We start from the raw sequence: 20897 nt of genomic DNA, 5'->3' as shown, positions 1-20897 counted from the left end.
GCGCAGGGCCTTTCCCCTTTAGAGTTGCACCCGACGCAACCGGCCGCGCAGCGGCACCACGCCGCCCTCCGGCGTGGGCAGCGGCCGGCCCGTCAGGCCCATGCCTTCGCTGATCAGCACCGCGTCCTGCAGCACGCACAGGTTGGAGGGGGTGTCGAGGTCGCGGGCGAGCACGGTCACTTGGGCGGTTGTCAGGTCGCAGCGCAGCAGCCGTCCGCTGAATCGGGTGAAGCCGCCGTGCCGGGGCTCGCCTTGCCAGTCGGCGGTCAAGGGTTGCTGCAGGCGCTCGCAGAGTTCCAGCACCAGTACATCCCCCTCGGGGCTCAGGGCCAGCCCGGTGGGCAGTTGCAGGCCGTCGATCAGGCGCTCGATCTGCCCGCTGTCCGGCCACACCCGGACCACCTGGCCGGCCTTGTCGGCGAAGTCGATGCCCTTGCGATCCGGATCGCCGTGCAGTTCGCCGGAGAACAGGCTGATCAGCACGGCGTCCGTCGCCGGTTCGTGCACCAGGGTGACGGGCACCGCTTCCTGGCCCTGATCCAGGTCGGGCAACCGGACCAGCACGTGTTCCTCTTGGCCGGGCCTGAACGCCACCAGTTCGTTGGTATCGGGCTTGACTGCCAGCCAGCTGCGGCGCCCCGGGTGGTAGCACAGGGCGTTGAGGTTGCCCCGGCTGTGGCACACCGGTTCCGGCGGGCTGTAGTGCAGGTCGAGCAGTTTGGAGCCTTCGACGTAATCGGTCTGGCTGACCAGGCAGCGGCCGTCACCGAACGCGATGTCCGACAGCCCCATGATTTCGTCCCGCAGCATGCGGGCCTGCATGTTCATGGCGCGGAAACCCTGCGCCAGGGTTTCCCGAGGCAGGTAAGCGCCGGGGGTGTGCGGATCTGGCCGCAGCCGGCTGATCCGGCCGCTGAACGGTTCGTCCGGCAGGCCGGACCCGGCCTCGGCCAGCAGCAGGCTGCCGTCGGCCTCGGCGCAGACGCCGCGGGGGTTCAGCAGGCCTTCGGCGATGATCGTCTGGGGGCGCAGAACCTCGTGGGGCTGCGCCGGGATGTGCATGGGCATGGGTCTCTCTCCGTGGACAAGCGCCGGGTGACAGGCCTGTCACCCGGCGTTCCTGCGTGAAGCGCTGCCGCTTCAGGCCTTGCGTGGCGGGTAGTCGCTCAGGCTGAGCGGGACGGGTGGGTAGTTATGCTTGACCAGCGCGTTCGCCCACAGCTCCAGGATCGCCCGCCGGCTCTGCGGCAGGTCCCGGGTGATGGGCATCGCCAGGGTGCTTTCTTCCTGGTACTCCTTGCTGATCAGCACGATGAACTGGTCGATGGCACCTTCGATCCGCGGCAGCGAATTGAGCGGCATGTACTTGTTCATGATCGGGTACAGGTAATAGAAGGGCTCCAGGATGCGCGGGTAGATGAAGGTCGTCCAAATCAGCTCGCCGGCGTCGGCTTGCCGGTAGATGCTGTTCCACGCATCCACGAAGTCCTGCTCCATCTGCGGCTCCCGCGGCAGGACGCGCAGCGGCGAGAGGAAGTCGAGGTAGGCCTGCCCCGTCTCGAAACTGAAGGGGATGGCCGGCGGCTGCCCGCTGTCGTGCAAGAAGAAACGCAGGGTCGGGAAGCCTGCCGCCCGTCCGGTGACGGTCAACCGGGCAACGCCGTTGGCGTCGGTCTGGATCCGGGTATAGCTGTACTGTACCGAGCCGTTGGGCTCATCCTTCAGTTGCCCTTCTGCCAGGATGGGGTTCTCGTACGACAGGCAGGGGCTCAGGGCCACCGAGCCTGGCGTGGGCAGGTACTGCCGGTAGCTGACCGGCTGCTCGGTGGGGGACGACACGGCTTCGCGGGTCGCGACGAGCTGACGGCCCGTACCTTCGTTGACCTTGCGGGCAACCGCAGGCATGCCTTCGAACTGGGGCAGGTTGGAGGTGTTCTTCGAACGGTCTTGCGGATGATCGATGAACAGGGTGAAGTCGGCGGGGTTGCTGAACGCCAGGTAGTAATCGGACGTGCCGACGAGGTAAGGGTTGTTGTACTCCGCCACCGTCAGCACGGTGCCTTGCGGCGCGGGCTGGCCGTCGCGCTGCACCATGATGTGCAGCGTGCGGCTCTCGCCCACGTCGATGAAGCTGCCGCTTTCGACCACTTCGGCGGTCCACATCTGCTGGGTTGCGGCCACCACGGGGGGAGACGTCTGCAATTGCAGCTCAAGGGTGCCGCTTTGCAGTTGCTTCTGCGCCTCGGCGTCGAGCGGCAGATCGAGGATGCCCGAGCGTTTGTCGAACTCGGACTGCCGGTATTCCTTGAAGCCGAAACCCGCCAACGGGGTGAACTGGTCGCCTTGGCGTATCCCGAGCTTGTAGTTGCCGGCCTCGAACTTTTCCGCCACCGGTATGGGGGCCTTCGAGTCGAACGCGTAGCTGGGGAAGGTGTTCAACAGATCCAGCGACAAGGTGTCGCCATGGGCCTGCGCCGAGATGACGCCCAGCGTCACCTTGTTGTCGGCTTGTCCGATGCCGGTGACGGGAACCGGCTTGGCCGGAACCAGACGCCGGCCCGACGGCGCCGTCGGGTACTCGCCGTCCAGCCACAGGCCCAGGGTGCCTGATGTGCGGCTGTAGGCCGGGTTGAAGAAGATGCTGCCGACGTTGTCCAGCCCTTGCTGGTACATGTCCTGCAGCTTCGCCAACGCCAAGGGCGAATCGGAACGGGTATCGACGAAGGGGTAGTTGTTGAACACGCCGTTCCTGTCGTAGCAGGTCAGGTAGGAGGAAAACCGGAACATCAAGCCTTGGGCGTTCTGCTGTTCCATCTGTTCCTTGAGGTTTCGCAGCAGGGCCGAATCGCCGACGGCCCAGTTCAGGTTCTCTCTCGGGAAGCAGGTTTGCCAGGTGACGGTCACGTAGATCAGGCCGCGCAGCGTCGCCGCCCAGTTGAAGTTGAGGAAGCGGTCCAGCATCCGGTACTGCCGGTTGAGCGTCAGGCCGCACTGGTCGTCGCCCAGCACCAGTTTGTCGAAGTACAGCGCCGTGAAGGTGTTCTCCCAGGGGCTGACGTCGACGAAGCGGGCCGCCGTGGGGCTGGTGCTGCCGAACGGGTTGCCGATCAGGTTGTAGGTCTGGTTGATCAGCGGATCCTGATCGACGTAACCGCCGTTGGGCAACTCGCCGCCGATGATGACGGAGCGGGTCTGGTCGTAGTTGACGGTGCCGCAGGCGTTGTCGCCGAACAGATCCCATTCACCGGGCAGCATGGTGGGGGAGCTCATGCCGACGTTGCCCGGCACCTGGGTGACGTAGGCGGGTGCCTCGTGCAGCACCCGTGGGGTGATGATCCAGGGCATCAGGTCGGCGGCGGCGTTTTCCGGCGTGACGTTGTAGTGCTCCAGGAACCGCCAGTTCATCTCCATCTTCACCGCGTCGTAGAGCGGGTAGGTGTCGTTGTTGTTGGCCGTCGGCGGGTTCCAGAACATATGGCCGTTCATGTAGATGCGGGGGAAGTTCAGTACGCTCATGTCATGCTCCTTAGCGTTGCCACTGGGCGCGCTTCAGCGACCAGACAAAATCCAGTTTGTTGTAACCGGCGAAATCCGATGCCGGCACCAAGGCAGTGGGGTAAACGATGCCTCCTTGCTGTTTCAGAGCGAAATTGAAGTAGCCGTCTTTCTTCGAGTACGCGGCGGTGTCGTGGCAAGCGAAACACGAGGACTGGCTCTGGAAGGCCGACTCCAGCTGAGAGTTGGCGAGCAGGGTGGGGGTCGTCCGAATCTGCGTGCCGATCTGTTCGTATTGCGCCAACTGCGGGAACTGGCCCTGGAACTGCGTGTTGACCGGCTGCGCCGCCGGGGTGGGGCCGGTGCTGTTGGTCATTGGGGTGGGCGGGATCGCATTGGTCACGGTGTACTTGCTGTTGTTGCGGTTCTCGAAGGTGGTCCACACCCAGCCGGGGTTCAGCTTGTTGATCACGTGCAGTGCGCTCAGCGCGGCGTAGCCGACCTGATACCCGTCCTTGTCCTGGTAGTAGGCCTGGCCGATGTAGTAACCGTCGTCTTCCAGCCGCTTCTGGTAGGCCGGGTCATTGCCGATCCACAGCCAGCCGGACTTCAGCTCCCAGGCGTCGGAAGGGAAGGCCAGGTTGCTGGTCAGAGCGTACTGACCGTTCATGTTGTAGACCTGCTTCTCGACGATGTAGTCGAAGGTGCCTTCGCCCATCAGCAACTGGAACCGCACCGGCTTGCCGCGCTCGGCCTCCGGCACGTCACCGCCCATTTCCAGGATCAGCCCGTCCACCTGCTGAATGGCGTTGAGGTTGTGGAACACCCGGTTCAGGTTCATCTTCTGCTGCGTGGCCTTGTCCAGCACGGCCTGGGGCGTCGGCACGCGCTGGGCGTAGGGCAGGGGCTGGGCGCCGTTGCTCAGGTACACCTGGTCCGACGGTTTCATGGTTTCCCAGACCCGGTCGGGGCTGTTCGCGGACGCCGGCTGGTTCAGACAGGCGAACCAGTTCCAGCTCATGGTTTCCGGGCTTTGCGCGAATTCGGCCCGGGTCTTGTTCAGGTCGCCGCCGAATTGCAGGAAGTTGCTGCAATCGAAGGTGTCGTTCGTTCCCGCCTGGGCTAATCCTGCCAGGGTACTGAGAACGGTTATGGAGATGGCTCGCCGCATGTGAGCTCCTTGGCATTGGCCAGGTGGGTGTAGGTCTGCCCCAGGAAATGCCGAAGGAGCAGTTGTTGCACCGCCGTCGCCGCCAAACGCTGCGGCAACGGCAGGTCGCAATCGGTGATGAGCAAAGGGCCGGTCTGTTCGTCGGCAGGCGGCCGGCCATGGCTGCCGCGGACCAGTGCCGTGTCCAGCGGAATCAGATCCATGTAGTAGCGAAAGCCGAGCTTCTTCTGCAGCAGGCGGCGCGCCACTCTCAGTTTCGGAAAACGGATGGCCGGGTCGATGAACAGCTCCAGCGGGTCGTAACCCGGCTTGCGGTGGATGTCCACGGTGCGGGCGAAGTCGGGTGCCTTGCGGTCGTCGAGCCAGTAGCGGTAGTCGAACCAGTGTCCCGCGGCAGCCACGGCCACCAACTCGCCGCTGCGCGGGTGATTCAGCTGGCGGGCGCGCTGTTCGCTGTTGTCCAGCACCTGTTCGATGCCCGGTTCCCGCTGCAGCAGCGCCTTGACCCGAGGGATGTCGCGGGCGTGCTTCACATAGATGTGCGCGACCTGATGATCGACCACCGCGAAGGCGGCGCTGGCCCCCGGATCCAGCAGCTCCCAGGTCAGCGACTGGCGCACCTGCAGCAGGCCTTCCGAACGCAGTGTGCGGTTGATCGACACCGAACGTTCGACGGCTTCGATCCCGTACTCGGACAGCAGCATCACCGCCGCGCCCTGTTCCCGGGCGAAGTCCAGCAGGCGGCCGACCTCGCTGTCGATGGCCTGCACTTCGGCGCCGACCGAAGGATGATCGGGCCCTACCCGTTGCAGGCTGTAGTCGAGGTGCGGCAGGTAGATCAGTTGCAGGTCGGGCCGGTTGAGCCGGAATTCCAGCAGGGCGCAATCGACGATCCAGCGGCTGGAGGCGATGCCGGCCGCCGGTCCCCAGAAGCCCGGGAACGGGAACTCGCCGATCTGCGCCTCGATGCGCTCGTGCAGCCCCGGCGGCGACGAATACAGGCCGAACAGCTTGCGGCCGTCGGCCGGGTAGTGGGGGCGCGGGGTGATCGAGGCGTCCACGTCCGCGTACATGTTGTACCACCAGAACAACTGGCTGCAGCGAAACCCCGGCAGCTCGCGCTTGAGCACGTCCCAGACCTTCTCGCCCTGGATCAGCGCGTTGGGCTGCAGCCAGAAACGCACTTCGGCCTGGTCTCGGAAGTACCAGCCATTGCCGACGATGCCGTGCCCGGAGGGCGGCAGCCCGGTGAGGATCGACGCCTGCACGGTGGACGTGACGGCCGGAAACGACGGTTGCAGGCTGGCCATCTGTGCTGTCTTCAGCAGCGCATTGATGTGCGGCGTGTTGGGCCCCAGCAGCGCCGGGGTCAGCCCGACCACGTTGATCAGCAGCAACGGTTGACGCGGACGGTCAGAGGACATCGGCGCTGATCTCCTGTGCGTGGGCTTTCAGCAGGCGCCGCTGGCGGAGTTGCGCCTCGACCCAGCGCAGCTCGGCGCCGATCCCTTGAAGCAGCGACTGCTCATCGGCGGGCCGCAGCGACGTGGGCAACACGCCCCAACTGTAGGTCTCGACTTCCAGCACCGGACGAAAGTCCCCATGGTCGGCCAGATAGTCGAAGGTCTGCGCCAAGGCGATCTGACTGCCGCTGAGTTCAGGCAGCAGCAAGTGTTCGCTGAACAGCGGCACGTGGAAATGGATCCTCAGCTCGGGGAATCGCCCCGGATGCTTCGCGCAATCGTCGAGCGCAGCGGGCAGGTCCGGCCAGGCCCTCAAGCGGCCTTCGGCATCACGTGCCTTGACCTGATGCAGGTACGTGGCTTCTGAAAACGCGCTCAACACCTCGAGGATGTGCCGGGCCCGGTTTTCGTCCAGAGCGGCCAAGCGGCAGATCAGCGCGTTGGACAGCTGGATCTTGCCGACCGGCACCCCGGCCTGGCGCAACCGGCTCAGCGACTGATAGCAGTCTTCGAACATCACCGCCTGATGGCAGACGTCGAAACAGAGCGCCAGGTGATCATGGTGCGGATCGACGGCTTGCCAATGGCGGAAGAACGCGAGGGCCTGGTCGGTGTTCTCCAGCACGCAGTCGGGCTCCATCTCCAGACAGAACACGATCTTCTTCCCCATTTCCCGGTGCAGCTTGGCCAGCGACGCAGTGAGTTGGCGCAACTGATGCTCGGCCCGTTGCTGCAATGCCGGGCTCCAGCGGGCGGCATACCCCAAGGGGACAGTGGAGATCACGCCCTGAGGGCAGTCCGCCGGCAAGGCCTGCGCCAGCAGGTGCGCCAGGTCTAGGCTGTAGTCCAGGCGTTCCGGCATGGACCAGTCGGGCAGGTAGACGTCGGCCTTGACCGCGCCGTCATGGAACTGCCCGTAGGGAAAGCCGTTCAGCGAGGTCAGCCTCAGCCCTTTTTGTTGCAGCAGGCTCAGGAACTGCGAGCGTGCTGGCGCCTGCCGCAGCTCGGCGGCGGCGCGGGCGCAGATCCACAGGCCGCTGTCCTGTTCGCTGAAGCCCCGCAGCCGGCGCACGCCCTGAAAGTGCCGCTCGATGGAGGCCCGCAGCCCGGCCAGGTCACGGGTCGGGTGCACGTTGCTGCAATAGCCGACCTGGGCGGCCGTCCAACCGGCGGCTGCGCTCATTTGATCACCGGATCCTGACCGCGCAGGGCGGAGTTCTCTTGCCACTGCTTACGTTGGTCGATGGGCAGCGGCGTGCTGACCAGGGCCTTGTCGAGCTGGCCGCTCTGGGCGAAGAAGTCCACCGGGTTGTGGAACAGCACCTTTTCGACCTGGGCCTCGCTGAAGCCGGCGTCCAGCATGGCCTGGCCCGTCTTCGGCACTTTGAGCGGATCGCTGATGCCCCAGTCAGCGGCGCTGTTGACCACCATCTTGTCCGTGCCGTACTGCTGGAGCAGCGCGACCATGCGCGTTTCCGACATCTTGGTGTTGGGGTAGATCGAGTGGCCGCGCCAGCAAGCGGTCTCCATCACCAGCGGCAGGGTCAGTTCGTTGAGGTGATCGATGATCACCTGATGTTCCGGGATCCCGACTTCACGGATCACGGCCAGGGTGCGTTTGGTGCCGCCGATCTTGTCGCGGTGCGGGGTGTGCACCAGCACCGGCAGCTTGTGCCGCTTGGCCAGCTCCAGCTGGATGCACAGGAAACGGTCCTCGGCGGGCGTGATGTCGTCGTAGCCGATTTCGCCGACGGCCACGACGCCGTCCTTCACCAGATAGCGCGGCAGTATCTTCAGCACTTCGTCGGCCACCGACAGGTCATTGGCCTCCTTCGGGTTGAGGCCGATGGTGCAGAAATGATGGATGCCGAACATGCTGGCGCGAAAGCGTTCCCAGCCCAGCAGGGTGTCGAAGTAGTCCACGAAGCTGCCGACGCTGGTTCGGGCCTGGCCCTGCCAGAACGCCGGCTCGATCACCCCGGTGATGCCGGCGGCCGCCATGTTCTGGTAGTCGTCGGTGGTGCGGCTGACCATATGGATATGCGGATCGAAATACTTGGGCATGGTGACTCCTCGTCAAAGGCACAGGCGGGTTGGGCATCAGTTCGATGGGGTGCCGGCCAAGTGGGCGCGCCACTCCGGCGGCAAGCGGTGCTGCTGGTTCAGGTCTTCCAGCCGCTGGCGTTGCGCAGGGCCGAGCAGGCTGAAGGCGATCAGCCGGGGCAGGCCGGGGGACACCGTGCGCTCGGCGGCGAGCTGCTCTTCCAGCAGGTCGAGGGCCAGTTGGTTGAGGGTGACGCTTTGCCGCTGCGCCAGGCCGGTCAGGCGTGCGGTGTCGAGCCCCATGCCCAGTGCCTTCAGCACCAGTTGGTGGAAGGCCCGTTCGGGGTAATGGCGCGACGGGTAAGGGGTGTCGAGGGCGAGGGCGGCGAACACCCGGCTGTTGCTGGTGCGGCCGGCCTGCAACGCCAGCTCAAGGCAGTGGCCACGGCTGTCGAGCCAGTCGAGGGCTTTGAGCAGGGCGACTTTCTCGTGGTCGTCGCCCCACAGGAACAGTTGGTGCAGCAACGGCAGTTGCGCATCGCGAACGTTGTGTTCGAGCAGATCTGCCAGCAACAGTGCACGGGCCAGTTCAAGGGTGCTCCAGTCGCTGTCGGCCACGGCCTGTTCGCGCAGATGGCGCTTGCACTGGCTGCTCAGCAGCGCTGCGGTGTCGGCGTCCGGGGAGCGGGCCAGCCGTTCCTGCGCTTCGCGCCACCATTGCAGCTCGGTCGGATCGAGCTGACGGATCAGGGCCTGCTGCCGTTCGGCCAGGCATTCGCGGCGCATGTCGAGTGCGTCCGTGGGCGGTACGGTGACGTCCATGTTCATGTCGGTTTCACCCAGCGCTGAAAGTGGGGAAGCAGGAAAAACACCATCACGCAGAACAGGCTGCCCAGCGGTTGATCGGCCACGGCCATCACCAGCGCGTCGAACAGCGGCAGGGCCGCCAGCCCCGCACCGATGAAGGCGCGCACCTGCCGTCGCCGGCGATCGGCGAGGTGCTGCCGGTAGTGCCATCCCAGCCAGCCGAGCCACAGCAGCAACACCGGCCAGAACCACAGGTTGTCCGCGTACACCGCCAGGGCCAGCGGGCTGAGCATCAGGACCAGGGGCAAGCGGCTGAGCAACTGATTGCGGTGTTCCTGGCGGGCCAGGTAGGTCAGCCCGCTGATGTACACGCCCAGCAAAGCGGCGCAGAGCCAGATGGGCTCCGGCGGCACCGCCAGGCTGGCCGCTGCGGTGAGGTACAGCGCCGAGCGGCAGGCGCCCATCAGCCAGACGCTGTGCGCGTACTTCTTGTGCAGCAGGTTGTAGCCGAGGATGCAGCCCACCAGCAGGACGACGCTGCCCAGCAGCCAGTGCGGCTGCTCGGTCAGTCGGCTCAGGCCCAGCGTCGAGGCCGCCGCCAGTGCCAGCAACAGCCAGGCGGCGTGACGCACGTGTTCCCGGCTGACCAGGCCCAGGGTGATCGGCCGCGGGTTGTGGTGCAGCAGGTCCCAGTCGGCATCCAGCAGGTCGTTGAGCAGCATGCCGGCCAGGTACAGCAGCGAGAGCGTGACCAGCAGCAGGCTCCACACCAGCGACGACGGTGGCGCCAGGGCGCCGGCACTGCTGGCCAGCAGCGCAGCGGCCAAGGTGTTGGTCCACACCGTCGGCAGGTTGGAGATCCGGCCCAGGGTCATCCAGGTCTTGAGGCCCGACATCTGACTCATTGCGCGCAGCCCTCGTTCAAGGCGAGTGCCGAGGCACTGCGGGTGGACAGCCGGATCAGCGCCTGTTCCATCAGCCGGTCATCGATCTCATGCAGGTCGATGGATGCGCCGATGCGGTTCAGCAGCGGGATGGAAAGCTGCCCGCCCAGGTGCTGGCGGAACTCCTCCAGACCGAGCAGCACCCGCGAACGGCCCTGCGCGTCTTTCAGTGCCAGTTCCGGCGGCGACAGATTGAAGCCGAGCCGGGTCAGCAGGCCCAGCACACGCTCGGTTTCGGCATCGCTCAACAGGCCCAGGGCATTGGCGTAGAGCCCGTCCAGTGCCATGCCCACCGCGACCGCCTCCCCGTGGCGCAGGCGATGGTGGCTGAGATTCTCCAGCCTGTGCGCGGCCCAGTGGCCGTAGTCCAGCGGCCGCCCGTTACCGCGTTCGAAGGGGTCGCCGGCGCCGGTGATGTGCCCCAGGTGCAGCTCGGCGCAGCGGCGGATGGCGTAGCGGCTGGCCGGATGGTCGAAGCGGGCGAGGGCGTCGGCCTGTTGCTCCATCCATTGGAAAAACCCGTCGTCCTTGATCAGCGCCACCTTCACCGCCTCGGCCAGGCCGGCGATCTGGTCGCGGCGGCTGAGGCTGGTCAGCAACTGAAAGTCGTTGATCACGGCGCTGGCGGGGTAGAACGCGCCGAGCAGGTTCTTCTGGCCGAACGCATTGATGCCGTTCTTCACACCGATGCCGGCGTCGTTCTGGGCCAGCACCGTACTGGGGATGCGGATCAGGCGGATGCCCCGGTGGAAGGTCGCGCAGGCGTAGCCCACCGAGTCCAGCACGGCACCGCCGCCCAAGGCCAGGACGTAGCAGTGCCGATCCAGCCCGTGCTCCAGCATGTCGGCGTACAGCTGCTGCAGCACCTCGGCCGTCTTGCTCAGTTCGCCGGCCGGCACGGCGATGGGCGGGGCCTTCAAACGCAGCTCGCCGGCGTGGGCGGCGAACCAGGCTTCGATCTGTCCCGCCAGTTGCGGAGTGGCTTGCAGCAGCTGTTCGTCGGCGAACGCCAGCACGGTCACCGGGCCCCGTTGGCCAGCGGTGAGCTGTTGGTGCAGGCAGGGGTTTGACGGATCGAACAGATGGTCGGTGAACAGCACCGGATAGTCGTAACTCACGTTGAAGCGACCTTGCAGCGGACGCTCCGGCGCCGGCCTGCGCAGGCTCTTGAACAGGCTGTAACCGGCGATGAACAGACCCGGCAACACCATGCTGGCCAGGAGGGTCACCAGCAGCGCGTTCTGTTCGACGAGCAAGGTGCCGATGGCACTGTAGGCCAGCGCCAGGCCGGCATTGGCCAGGGTCGTCACCAGCACGAACGCGCGCAGCGGATAGCGCTGCATGCCGGCGGCCACCACCGAGGTTTCCGCCAGCACCGGCACGCCGCGCAGGCAGATCAACGACAGCGTGCCCAACCGTTGCGCCAGTTGCCCCGGCTTGCGCTGATGCAGCCCGAGACGGCCGGACAGCACCCGGAAATACCCGGCACCCAAGGCATACCCCAACCAGGCCCCCAGGCACAGGCCGATGAAGATCACCAGATACCCGCCGACACCGCCCAGGGCGGCCACGGCCAACAGCGCCACCATGCTCGAAGGCACCGGCAGCACGACGTCCAGGGCCAGCAGTGCGATCAGCACCAGGGCCAGGTTGATTTGCTGGGTAGGCGTGCGGGGAAGGTAGAGGTCGAGCTGGGCGATGAAGTCCTGGATCTGCTGCTCGAACAGCAGGAAGCTGGCGATCACAAGGCCCGAGAAGCAAAACACCGACACCCAGAAATGATCAGCTGGCCCGCGTGCGGAACGCACACGGTGCAAAAGACTGCGCTTCATCAAGCATCCCTCTTGATTCGTTTTGACTGAGATCCGTTTCAGTGACTAAAGGCAGTGTGCTGATGGTTTTCTGGGGAGGCGCCTCCTGGCTGGGTGATGGTGTTTTGATGTTATTTAAATGGAACTAACACAAAGCTAGACGGTCGCCGGGGTTTTGCAAGGGCACATCCTCCCACCGGGCGTTGACCGCGCGATGACGGTATTGGCTCAGCGTGGCGGCCATGCTGCGCTTGAGCGCGGGGCTGAATGAGCTCAGCGATTCGTAGCCCAGAGAAAGGGTGACGGTCGACACGTTGTCGGTGCCAGGCGCTGGGAGTGCGCCGCTGTCACGCTTAAAGATCATGCCCCTTTGATGTCGCAAGGTCGTCGCAGGCACAGGGCAAGCTGATTTCAATGTCCATTCCGCCTTGCGCACCTCGGCGCGCGGCGATCTCGCCGCCGTGGGCGGTGCAGATGGCCAAGGCAATCGAAAGCCCCAGCCCGCTGCCGCCCGCACCGCGGCTGCGCGACGGCTCCTGGCGCCAGAATCGCTGAAACACACGCTGCAGCGCCGCTTCGGACAATCCGGGGCCGCGGTCGCTGAAGATCAGCGTGAAGCGCTCCGGATCCGGGCGCCCCTGAATGTGCAGATCGCCCCCGGTGGCGGCGTAGCGCAGGTAATTGTCCAGAAGGATGTTGAACAGCTGGCCGATGCGGTTGCGGTCTGCGCTGATCGGCAGCGGCGAAAGGCCGCTGACCTTGACCTCGCGCCCGGCGTCGGCCAACTGCGGCTTGAACCAGTTGATCCGTTCGTGCAGCAGTTCCTCGACGTTGAAGGTGGTTCTCGTCAGGGGCAACTGACCCGCCTGGGCGAGGGACAACAGAAGCAAGTCATCGACCAGCAGGTTCAGGTGCTCCAATTGATTGAGCACCAGACCGAGCTGCTCTTCATTGGCGGGGAACACGGTGTCCATCATCCCGCGAACCCGGCCCATCGCGGCGTTGAGGGGCGTGCGCAACTCATGGGCCAGCACGGCGCTGGACGCCTGCACTTCTTGTTCGTAGAGCCTGAGCCGGCGGGTCATGCTGTTGAAGTCGCTGGTCAGGCGTTGCATCTCCAGCGGCATTCTTTCGCTGACACGAAGGCTCACGTTGAGGTTGCCGCCGGCGACCTTCTGCGCCGCCACGGCAATCCCGATGAACCGCCTCGACAGCGGGCGCACCAGCAGAAAACCGGTGGCGACGATCAGCGGAAGCGCGGCGGCCAAGAGCAGGGCGATGGTCCACCAGTCGGCGCCGGTGATGCCGGGACGGATGTCATCGAAATGGTAATAGCGGGTGATGTAGGCCCACAGTTCGGCCTCATGGCCGGCGGGTTGCTCCATGAGCGAGGCGAAGCGCTGTTGCGCGTGCAGGGGAATGTTGGCGTTGACCTCTTTCTGCCACCATAGGTAGCGGACCCACATGATCATCGCCATCGAGACGACGGCGCTGCCGGCGCTGATTCCCATGCGCCAGCCGACCCATTTCCACAGCGTGACCGGTTTGTTCATCGCTGCGGCCTCAATGGAAGCGGTAGCCGATCGAGCGCACCGTCACCAGCACACCAGTGATGCCCTGAAGCTCGAGTTTGCGCCGGATATTGTGGATATGCGTGTCGACCACCCGGATCAGCGCATCGCTCTCCGGCAAGCAGCGGGCCAACAGATCCTCCCGGCTGAACGCTTTCTGCGGCGAGCCCAGCAGGATCGCCAGCAGATTGAACTCGGTGGGGGTGAGGTCGACTGGCAGATCCGTGCCGTCCTCCTGAACCACACCGACCGAGCGGCTGTCGGTGTCCAGCCACAGTGACTCGAAACGCAGCCGGGACGCGGCCTTGGTGCCGGCCTGAACCCGACGCAGCACCGCATGCACCCGGGCGACGACTTCTTTGGGGTTGCACGGCTTGACCACGTAGTCGTCTGCGCCGTACCGCAGAGCGCCGAGCTTCTCCGGCTCATCGCCCATGGCGCTGACCATGATCACCGGCGTGTCGCCGCGCCGGCGCAGCGTCTTGAGCACTTCGGATCCGTTCATCACCGGCAGCATCATGTCGAGCAGCACCAGGTCGGGCTTGAGCCGCTGGTGCAGTTCGACGCCCATGAGTCCGTCCTTGGCGATCGCCACATCGAAGAAATCCCGTTTCAGGTAGGCCTCGAGAATGCTCGCGCTGTCGGCGTCATCCTCGACGATGAGGATCAGTTTGCTGGTCATAAGGGGCTCGAAGACAAGACTTGCCGCGGCCCGGGCAGGCGACGGCAAGGTACGGGGGAGGCTGGCGTGGCGTCAAAACGCGTAGTTTACACCCAGATAACTCACGGCCGTGGTGTCCTTGGTGATGATCGGGCTGTGGCGGACCTGGTCGGTGTAGTGGGTGAGTTCGACGCCGGCGATGGTCGACCAGTGCTCATCGAACGCGTGCATCCAAGTTAGTTCGGACGAGTAGGCATAGATGCCCTTGTCGGCCTTGTAGCTGGCGAAGCGCGACTTGGCGCTTTGTTGGTCGGTGACGCCGAAGTAGGTCTGGTTGAAACGCGCGTTGCCGGCGTGGGCATCGAAGCCCCAAGTGACCTTGTCGCGGGCGCCGTCGAACAGCTTGCTCTCGAACCCCAAAGCGTACTGATCGCCGCGTTTCTCTCCGCCGGTGCGCAGCTCGGCCTTGGCCCTCAGTGCCAGCCACGAGGTGAGTTGCTGGGCGGCATGCAGGTTGAGCACGGTGGAGCTGCCGACTTCGCCCATGCCTTTGAGCTTGTCCGAGCCGTAGCGGTACTTGCTGTCGCCGTCCGCGCGACCGGCGTCCTGGCCGATCGAGGCACTGGCGCTGAAACCTGAAGGCGACTGCCATTGCAGGCCCAGGCCTTCCTTGAGGTCAAAGAAAAACATCCCGCGTTCGACGCGAAGCATCGGCAGGGCCGTCGATGTGTAGTTCTCCGAACCCAGGTAGCGAGGGCCGTAGGCAGCGCCGAGGCCAAGGGTGACATCGGTCTTGTCGCCCCAGAGGCCGGTGTCGCCTGCGCGCGGCTCATCGGCCTGCGCGCCGGTGGCGATCAGCGAGGCATTGAATGTCAGGGAGAGGATCAGACCTTTACGAAGTCCATTGATGACGCGCACGCGGGTATTCCTTATCAAGATCAAAAAGAGGGAGAGGGGCTTCGTCGGGGAACCGTCGATGAGGGTTTGCACGGTTCTGCAACGAGCAGACGGAGGGAGCTTACGGAGCCATTCACAAGGCCGGCTCAAGGGTTTTTCAAGATTTGATCAAGATGGGGAAAAGTTCTGGGCGTCGGTCACACCGATGAAAACCGCTTCCGATAATCGCTCGGCCCCACCCCGAGACGACGCATGAAGGCTCTCCTGAAACCATCGGTATTGGCATAGCCGACCGTGTCGGCCAAGCGCTTGAGGGAGACGTCCGAATCTTCGATCAGGCGCCTGGCGGCATCGATGCGGGCCAGCTCCACGAACTCCGCCGGCGTCGAGCCGGCCTCGGCCTTGAAGGTGCGGGCGAAGTTGCGCTCGCTCATGCCGGCGCGAACGGCGAGGGCAGGGACGCTCAAGTCCGCCTTCAGGTGCTGCAGCACATAATCCTGCACCTCCCGGATCACGCTGCGTTCGGCCGTCTGGGCCGCCAACTGCGCGCTGAACTGCGACTGCCCGCCCGGGCGCTTGAAGAACATCACCATCTCCCGCGCCACGCTGAGCGCCAGTTCCCGGCCGTGATCTTCCTCGACCATCGCCAGGGCCAGGTCCATGCCGGCGGTGACGCCCGCCGAGGTGTACACGTTGCCGTCCTTGATGAAGATGCTGTCGGCGTCGACCAGGGTCTGTGGGTTTTCCCTGGCCAATTTCGCGCTGGCGTTCCAGTGCGTCGTGACGCGACGTCCGTCGAGCAGACCGGCGGCCGCCAGGAGGAACGCGCCGCTGCACACCGAGCCGATGCGGCGCACCGATCTGGCCTGCTTGCGCAGCCAATCCTGCAGGGCTGGGTTCAGGGCGATCTCGTCGATGTGCGGGCTGCCGGCCACGAGCAAGGTATCGATCCGGCCTTTATAGGTCTCGAAGGTCTGATCGACGCTGAGCTTCAGGCCGCTTGAGCCTTTGATCATCCCCTTGTCGGTGCCGATCACTTCCACGCGATAGGCCCGTGGATTGCCCAATTGCTTGGCCGCTTCAGCGAAGACATCCGCCGGGCCGACCACGTCCAGCAGTTGTACGCGGGGGAAGGCGAGGAGTGTGATGCGCATGGTGTCTGTCCTGGTCGAATGATTGGCTGAATACGTCGTCATGCGACTGTTTCAGCCAAAGGCTCATTGGCTGAAAATAGCCACAACAGCAAATTCAGTCAAACGGGAGACTGCCATGAACACTGCCTGCACCCCCAGCGTCGCTGCGGCTCAATCGATAGCTGCCCGCACGACCTCCATCAAGAATCTGCCGATCAATCTGTTCGGCGCCGTCATGGGCCTGGCAGGCCTGGGGCTGGCTTGGCGCTTGAACGGTCAGTACTTCGGCATCGGCGGCCTGCTGGGTGAAGCGATCGGTGCGTTTGCAGGACTCGTGTTCGTGCTGCTGACGCTGGGTTACCTGGGCAAATGGGTCAAGCATCCGGAAGCAGTGCGCGGTGAGTTCAATCATCCGGTCGCCAGCAACTTTTTCGGTACGGTCACCATCGCGCTGTTGCTGCTGTCTGCGGTGGCGGCGCCTCATAGTGCGCTGCTCGGCGAGGTACTTTGGATCGTGGGCAGCGGATTGACCGTGCTGCTGGCAGGCCTGGTGGTTTCACGGCTGCTGTCGGGCAGTCAGGATCCGTCCAATGCCGTGCCTGCCTGGCTGATTCCCGGCGTCGCCACCCTGGATATCGCGGTCACCGGAGCGCACATGCCCATGGCCTGGGCTGCCGAGTTCAATCTGTTCGCCATGGCCGTGGGCGCGGTGTTGGCGCTGGTGTTCTACAGCCGAATCTTTTCGCGGCTGGTCCATCAGGCCGCGCTGGCCAAAGGCATGGTGCCGTCGCTGATGGTGTTGATCGCGCCCTTCGAAGTCGGCTTCCTGGCGTACACCAACGTGTTCGGCGAGATCGACCGGTTTGCCAGCGTGTTGTTCTACTTCGGCCTGTTCCTGTTCGGGGTGCTGAGCTTCAAGGTGTTCCGCCGCGATGTGCCTTTCGCGCCTTCGTGGTGGGCCATCAGCTTTCCCATCGCAGCCCTGAGCAACGCCGCGCTGAAGTATGCACATGCCCAGGACAGCATCCTGCTGACGGCCATCGCTGTGTTCATCCTGCTGTTCCTCACAGCGGCACTGACGGTGTTGACCGTGAAGACACTGGCCAGCCTGGTGCGCGGCAAGCTGTTGGCCAACTGATTGACGTCTACCTCCCCTTTGGCGAGCCCTGAGCGGCTCGTCTTTTTTTTACCCTCGAAAAAGGTTTTGTCCCATGACGTACGGCACCTCCTGGCTGCTGCTGATCCTCGCCGGTTTTCTGGAGATCGCCTTTGCGATCGGCCTGAAATCCGCCAATGGCCTGGAGAGGCCTTGGATTCTCGCCGGCACCTTGGTGGTGTTGGTTGGCAGCTTGTCCTTACTGACGATGGCGCTGCGGATCCTGCCGGTCGGAACGGCCTATGCAGTGTGGACCGGTATTGGCGCGGCGGGGACGGCGCTGGTGGGAATGTACTGGTTGGGGGATGGGGTTTCGTTTTGGCGGTTTTTCTGGATCGGGTTGATTCTGGTGAGCGTCGCGGGGCTTCGTTGGGGAGTGTGAGCGGCCAAGTCACTCCTGCCAACCTGGCCTTGAAAGATGCTCGGCAAAGAAATCGGAAAGGGCTTGAACCTTTCTCGGCCTTGCACGCGCTGACGGGGTCACGAAATACAGACCGCCTCGCGTCATGTGCCACTCAGGCAGGATGCGTTCCAGACGTCCATCGGCCAGGTATTCGGCGGCGATGAACTCCGGAAGCTCAGCGATGGCCACCCCGGCCAGCAATGGCGCGACCAGGGCGTCAGCGTTGGTGACGCGCAACGGGCCGTTGGGTGTTACATCCTGTTCGCTGCCGTCATCGTGGGTGAAGCGCCATACTTGGCTTCGTGCCCGATAGGCGTAGCTCATGCACGCATGGGCGGCCAAATCGCGCGGATGGGTCGGATGGCCATGCAGGGCCAGATAGGAGGGGGCTGCCACCAGGTGCTGGCTAACCGAACAGATCCGTCGAGCGACCAGAGAGGAATCGGGGAGGGCAGCGATCCGCAGTGCCGCGTCGAAGCCGTCGGCGACCAGGTCAACGGTTGAGTCCGACAGGTGCAGATCCAGCTCAAGCGCCGGGTAGCGCGCCAGCAGCTCAGGGAGTAACGGTGTGACCCAGCGCAGGCCGAACGACATGGGTACGGCCAGCCGCACCAATCCCCGTGGCTGCACAGACAGTTCCTGGGCGTCGCTTTCCATCTCTTCAGCCTGGCGATACATCGCACTCGCTTGCTCGACCATGCGCCGGCCGAACTCCGTCATCGAGAGTTGGCGTGACGTGCGGTTGAACAAGCGACCGCCTAGCCGTTCCTCCAGGCGCGCGACCGCTCGCGACACCGTAGGCACCGACACGCCCATGGCCCGTGCGGCGGCCGCGTAAGAGCCTTCTTCGGCCACTTTGGCGAACATCGCCAGCCCTTCGAAATCCGGAATTCTTGGCATTTCAATTCTGCAATGATGACTTTCAAATGATTCTATTTTGAAAACATCCCGAGGTCGATACGCTTCTCCCACACCAAATCACAACCCCCACGGGAGAAACATCATGAGCAAGAAACTCGAAGGCAAAATCGCACTGGTAACCGGCGGCACCACCGGCATCGGCCTCGCCACCGCCAAACGCTTCGCCGAGGAAGGCGCCCACGTCTACATCACCGGCCGCCGCCAAGCGGAACTGGACAAGGCCGTGGAACTGGTCGGCAACGCCACGGGCATCGCCGTCGACTCCACGCGGCTCGACCAGCTCGATGCGCTGTATGCCCGCATCAACCAGACCCACGGACGCCTCGACGTGCTGTTCGCCAACGCCGGCGGCGGCTCCATGCTGCCACTGGGCGAAATCACAGAAGCCCACTACGACGACACCTTCGATCGTAACGTGAAAGGCGTGCTGTTCACCGTACAGAAGGCCTTGCCACTGCTGGCACAGAACGCGTCCATCATCCTCACGGGCTCCACGGCCGGCAGCTCGGGCACCGCGGCGTTCAGCGTCTACTCAGCCTCCAAAGCCGCGGTACGGGCCTTCGCCCGCAGCTGGATCCTGGATCTGAAGGATCGCGCAGTCCGGGTCAACACCCTGAGCCCGGGTGCGACCCGTACGCCCGGCCTGGTCGACCTGGCTGGCCAAGATGCAGCGCAACAGCAAGGGTTGCTCGACTACCTGGCTTCGCAAGTGCCGATGGGACGAGTGGGTGAGCCCGTCGAGATCGCCAATGCGGCGGTGTTCCTTGCGAGCGATGATTCGAGCTTTGTGAATGGGGCTGAATTGTTTGTCGATGGGGGGCAGGCGCAGGTTTGAGTCTGACGGTTTGCGAAGCACGCTGCGGTGGCCCGGTGATGGGGCTGCCGCAGCGTTTTGTGCGCGGTGCAGAGGTTGAGTGGGGCGTGGATGATCGGAACGACTGTGACAGGGGGGCCCAGAATCAGGTTTGTCGGATAAGAACGTCCCTGCTGCGGTATGGGTGCTGCTGGCCAACTAAGCACTGACGGCGGAGGCTAGGTTGCCGTAGGCGCGGTACTTGGCCGACCACATGATCTCGCCGCTGTAGTCGGTGAGTTCCTGCGGGGTGCCGAGGTGGTCGAGCTGGTAGTAGAAGCCTTCGCCGTCGAGCATCGCGAGCGGGCGGAAGGTGCCGGGTTCGTAGATGTAACTGCGGTAACGAAATGGAGGCAGATTGTTTCTTGAAGTTTTCAAAGTCAATTTGCGGCCATTGCATATTTTAAGTTAATAGATTGACTGTCCAACATAAAGCACTCAATAAGGATTGATTTTTTGTGCTTTTCTGTTATTGAGCCTTTTTGTCTGCCTCTAGTCGTCTAGAGGCAGGCTTATGGAGGGGGTAAAAACGTCTTCCTATCGAGAAAATAATTTCTAGAAGTAAAAGAAAATCCCAGTTTTTTTATCTATTGCTATTTTGATGAGATTGCTTATCTTGGAAAGTTCTTCTATGTAGGTTTTATTACTGATATCTTCTAGTATTTTTAGTGAGACTGCAAGATCGCCCTGATCCTGGATGCTTTCGTCTTCATACTCATCAATTATTTTCCCAAGCTCAGAGTTTAATTTGTCAAATAATCCTGTATTGGATAGTTCGCGAAATGTTTCCTCTGTAAGGGAAAGCTCTTCTAGGTCGCCAGGAAGAGACTCATCAATGTCGAGCCGATGCATCGCATCAAGGGAAAGTGGCACTGAAATAACTTTCAATTCATGGCTCCTTGTTGAAGTGCGTAACTTCGTTGTATTCGCTTTGCGTTCTACCTGTTTGTTTACCGTTTGGTAGCGTTTTGTTGCTTGGAACTATTCCGTCCAAGTTAAGATATTTGCGCTTTCCAGGAAGGGAAGGGTCGTATATGCGGAAATAATTTCCGTTCATATCTTCTACAACTTCTACACCGTTTTGAGGATTTTTATAGATTCGTTTGCCCTTTTCTGTCGTGGTGATGGTTGGGTTGGGGCCTGCGAATTTTTCGACTGCATTATTCAAGTTTGCCTTAGGCCAATTCGCCGCATACTGAGCAGCCCTTGCAGCACCTCCAGTTTCAGGTGCCTTTTGTTCTCCCTCATCCACTTGGGGCTTTGTCGAAGAATCGCCGGAGTTAACATCCGGTTTACAGCCATCTCCTCCAGGACAGTTGTTCAACCCCAACGGATCCACCCACCCCGTAGGGTTAGGCACGTACTGGTAGTTGTTCAACCCACCCGCCAGCTTGATCGGATCCGGCGTCAGGAACCGTCCAGTCCCCGGATTGTAGTAGCGATGGCGGTTGTAGTGTAGGCCTGTCTCTGCGTCGAAGTACTGGCCCTGGAAGCGCAGCGGGTTGTCGATTTCGGCCACGTCGAGGGCGGCGAGGTTGCCGTAGGCGCGGTACTTGGCCGACCACATG

Annotated in this window: 19 protein-coding genes and 1 pseudogene; 3 read left to right on the top strand and 17 right to left on the bottom strand. The window is 63.4% G+C overall.

All coding sequences use genetic code 11. The features are described from left to right. Positions 1 to 18: 18 nt before the first annotated feature. The 13 genes from CAG31_RS25810 to CAG31_RS25750 all read right to left on the bottom strand — a co-directional run bounded on the left by CAG31_RS25810 (position 19) and on the right by CAG31_RS25750 (position 16017). Positions 19 to 1068: a hypothetical protein gene (locus CAG31_RS25810; protein WP_085586549.1), complete on the bottom strand. Its 1050-nt coding sequence runs from the start codon at positions 1066 to 1068 to the stop codon at positions 19 to 21. 72 nt (positions 1069 to 1140) lie between these two features. Beyond that, complete coding sequence (locus CAG31_RS25805) at positions 1141 to 3516, bottom strand: hypothetical protein (RefSeq protein WP_085586546.1); 2376 nt, start codon at positions 3514 to 3516, stop codon at positions 1141 to 1143. 10 nt (positions 3517 to 3526) lie between these two features. Next, positions 3527 to 4666, bottom strand: a complete 1140-nt coding sequence (locus CAG31_RS25800) for a hypothetical protein (RefSeq protein WP_085586544.1) — start codon at positions 4664 to 4666, stop codon at positions 3527 to 3529. Next, positions 4645 to 6090, bottom strand: coding sequence for an alkaline phosphatase family protein (locus CAG31_RS25795; protein WP_085586542.1), 1446 nt, complete (start codon positions 6088 to 6090; stop codon positions 4645 to 4647). The genes CAG31_RS25800 and CAG31_RS25795 overlap by 22 nt, the downstream gene beginning before the upstream one ends. Further along, on the bottom strand, positions 6080 to 7312 hold the full coding sequence (eboE, locus tag CAG31_RS25790; protein ID WP_085586540.1) for a metabolite traffic protein EboE: 1233 nt from the start codon (positions 7310 to 7312) through the stop codon (positions 6080 to 6082). Before eboE ends, CAG31_RS25795 begins: the two co-directional genes overlap by 11 nt. Then, on the bottom strand, positions 7309 to 8193 hold the full coding sequence (locus CAG31_RS25785) for a TatD family hydrolase (RefSeq protein ID WP_085586538.1): 885 nt from the start codon (positions 8191 to 8193) through the stop codon (positions 7309 to 7311). Before CAG31_RS25785 ends, eboE begins: the two co-directional genes overlap by 4 nt. Before the next feature lie 36 nt (positions 8194 to 8229). Continuing rightward, positions 8230 to 9000 (bottom strand): EboA domain-containing protein, encoded by a 771-nt coding sequence (locus CAG31_RS25780; protein ID WP_085586536.1) that lies wholly within the window; start codon positions 8998 to 9000, stop codon positions 8230 to 8232. Further along, complete coding sequence (locus CAG31_RS25775; protein WP_085586534.1) at positions 8997 to 9884, bottom strand: UbiA family prenyltransferase; 888 nt, start codon at positions 9882 to 9884, stop codon at positions 8997 to 8999. The genes CAG31_RS25780 and CAG31_RS25775 overlap by 4 nt, the downstream gene beginning before the upstream one ends. Then, the gene (locus tag CAG31_RS25770; protein WP_085586532.1) at positions 9881 to 11755 is read right to left on the bottom strand and encodes a 3-dehydroquinate synthase; all 1875 of its coding nucleotides are present in this window, start codon (positions 11753 to 11755) and stop codon (positions 9881 to 9883) included. Before CAG31_RS25770 ends, CAG31_RS25775 begins: the two co-directional genes overlap by 4 nt. Positions 11756 to 12087: 332 nt before the next feature. Then, complete coding sequence (locus CAG31_RS25765; protein WP_085586530.1) at positions 12088 to 13287, bottom strand: ATP-binding protein; 1200 nt, start codon at positions 13285 to 13287, stop codon at positions 12088 to 12090. 10 nt (positions 13288 to 13297) lie between these two features. Beyond that, positions 13298 to 13987, bottom strand: a complete 690-nt coding sequence (locus CAG31_RS25760; RefSeq protein ID WP_085586528.1) for a response regulator — start codon at positions 13985 to 13987, stop codon at positions 13298 to 13300. Positions 13988 to 14059: 72 nt separating this feature from the next. Continuing rightward, entirely contained in the window at positions 14060 to 14884 is an 825-nt protein-coding gene (locus CAG31_RS25755) for a MipA/OmpV family protein (protein WP_085586526.1), read from the bottom strand. A 176-nt stretch (positions 14885 to 15060) separates the two neighbouring features. Then, on the bottom strand, positions 15061 to 16017 hold the full coding sequence (locus tag CAG31_RS25750) for a GlxA family transcriptional regulator (RefSeq protein WP_085586524.1): 957 nt from the start codon (positions 16015 to 16017) through the stop codon (positions 15061 to 15063). A gap of 22 nt (positions 16018 to 16039) precedes the next feature. On the opposite strand from CAG31_RS25750, the gene CAG31_RS25745 reads away from it, so the two are divergent. Together CAG31_RS25745 and CAG31_RS25740 are read left to right on the top strand one after the other, a co-directional pair. Next, a complete protein-coding gene (locus CAG31_RS25745; RefSeq protein ID WP_256575586.1) occupies positions 16040 to 17134 on the top strand; it encodes an SLAC1 anion channel family protein in 1095 nt (364 codons plus the stop codon). Between the two features lie 73 nt (positions 17135 to 17207). Then, complete coding sequence (locus CAG31_RS25740; RefSeq protein ID WP_085586520.1) at positions 17208 to 17534, top strand: multidrug efflux SMR transporter; 327 nt, start codon at positions 17208 to 17210, stop codon at positions 17532 to 17534. Between the two features lie 9 nt (positions 17535 to 17543). Here CAG31_RS25740 and CAG31_RS25735 read toward each other — a convergent pair whose 3' ends face one another. Further along, positions 17544 to 18455, bottom strand: coding sequence for a LysR family transcriptional regulator (locus CAG31_RS25735; protein ID WP_085586518.1), 912 nt, complete (start codon positions 18453 to 18455; stop codon positions 17544 to 17546). 103 nt (positions 18456 to 18558) lie between these two features. Here CAG31_RS25735 and CAG31_RS25730 point away from each other — a divergent pair, with 103 nt between their 5' ends. Then, positions 18559 to 19311, top strand: a complete 753-nt coding sequence (locus CAG31_RS25730) for an SDR family NAD(P)-dependent oxidoreductase (RefSeq protein WP_085586516.1) — start codon at positions 18559 to 18561, stop codon at positions 19309 to 19311. A gap of 192 nt (positions 19312 to 19503) precedes the next feature. Here the strand turns inward: CAG31_RS25730 and CAG31_RS25725 are convergent. The 3 genes and pseudogenes from CAG31_RS25725 to CAG31_RS25715 form a co-directional block, all read right to left on the bottom strand. Continuing rightward, positions 19504 to 19674 (bottom strand): annotated as a pseudogene (locus CAG31_RS25725) (RHS domain-containing protein); the annotation flags it as partial. 210 nt (positions 19675 to 19884) lie between these two features. After that, positions 19885 to 20217, bottom strand: coding sequence for a hypothetical protein (locus CAG31_RS25720; RefSeq protein ID WP_085586514.1), 333 nt, complete (start codon positions 20215 to 20217; stop codon positions 19885 to 19887). 1 nt (position 20218) lies between these two features. Next, a partial coding sequence (locus CAG31_RS25715) for an RHS repeat-associated core domain-containing protein (RefSeq protein WP_139832659.1) occupies positions 20219 to 20897 on the bottom strand: 679 nt, incomplete at its 5' end.

This window comes from Pseudomonas sp. R25(2017), from assembly GCF_002112565.1.
GTDB classification, from domain to species: Bacteria; Pseudomonadota; Gammaproteobacteria; order Pseudomonadales; family Pseudomonadaceae; genus Aquipseudomonas; species Aquipseudomonas ekonensis.
The sequence above is the reverse complement of the archived record's forward strand: the minus strand, read 5'-3'. Positions and strand labels throughout refer to the sequence as shown.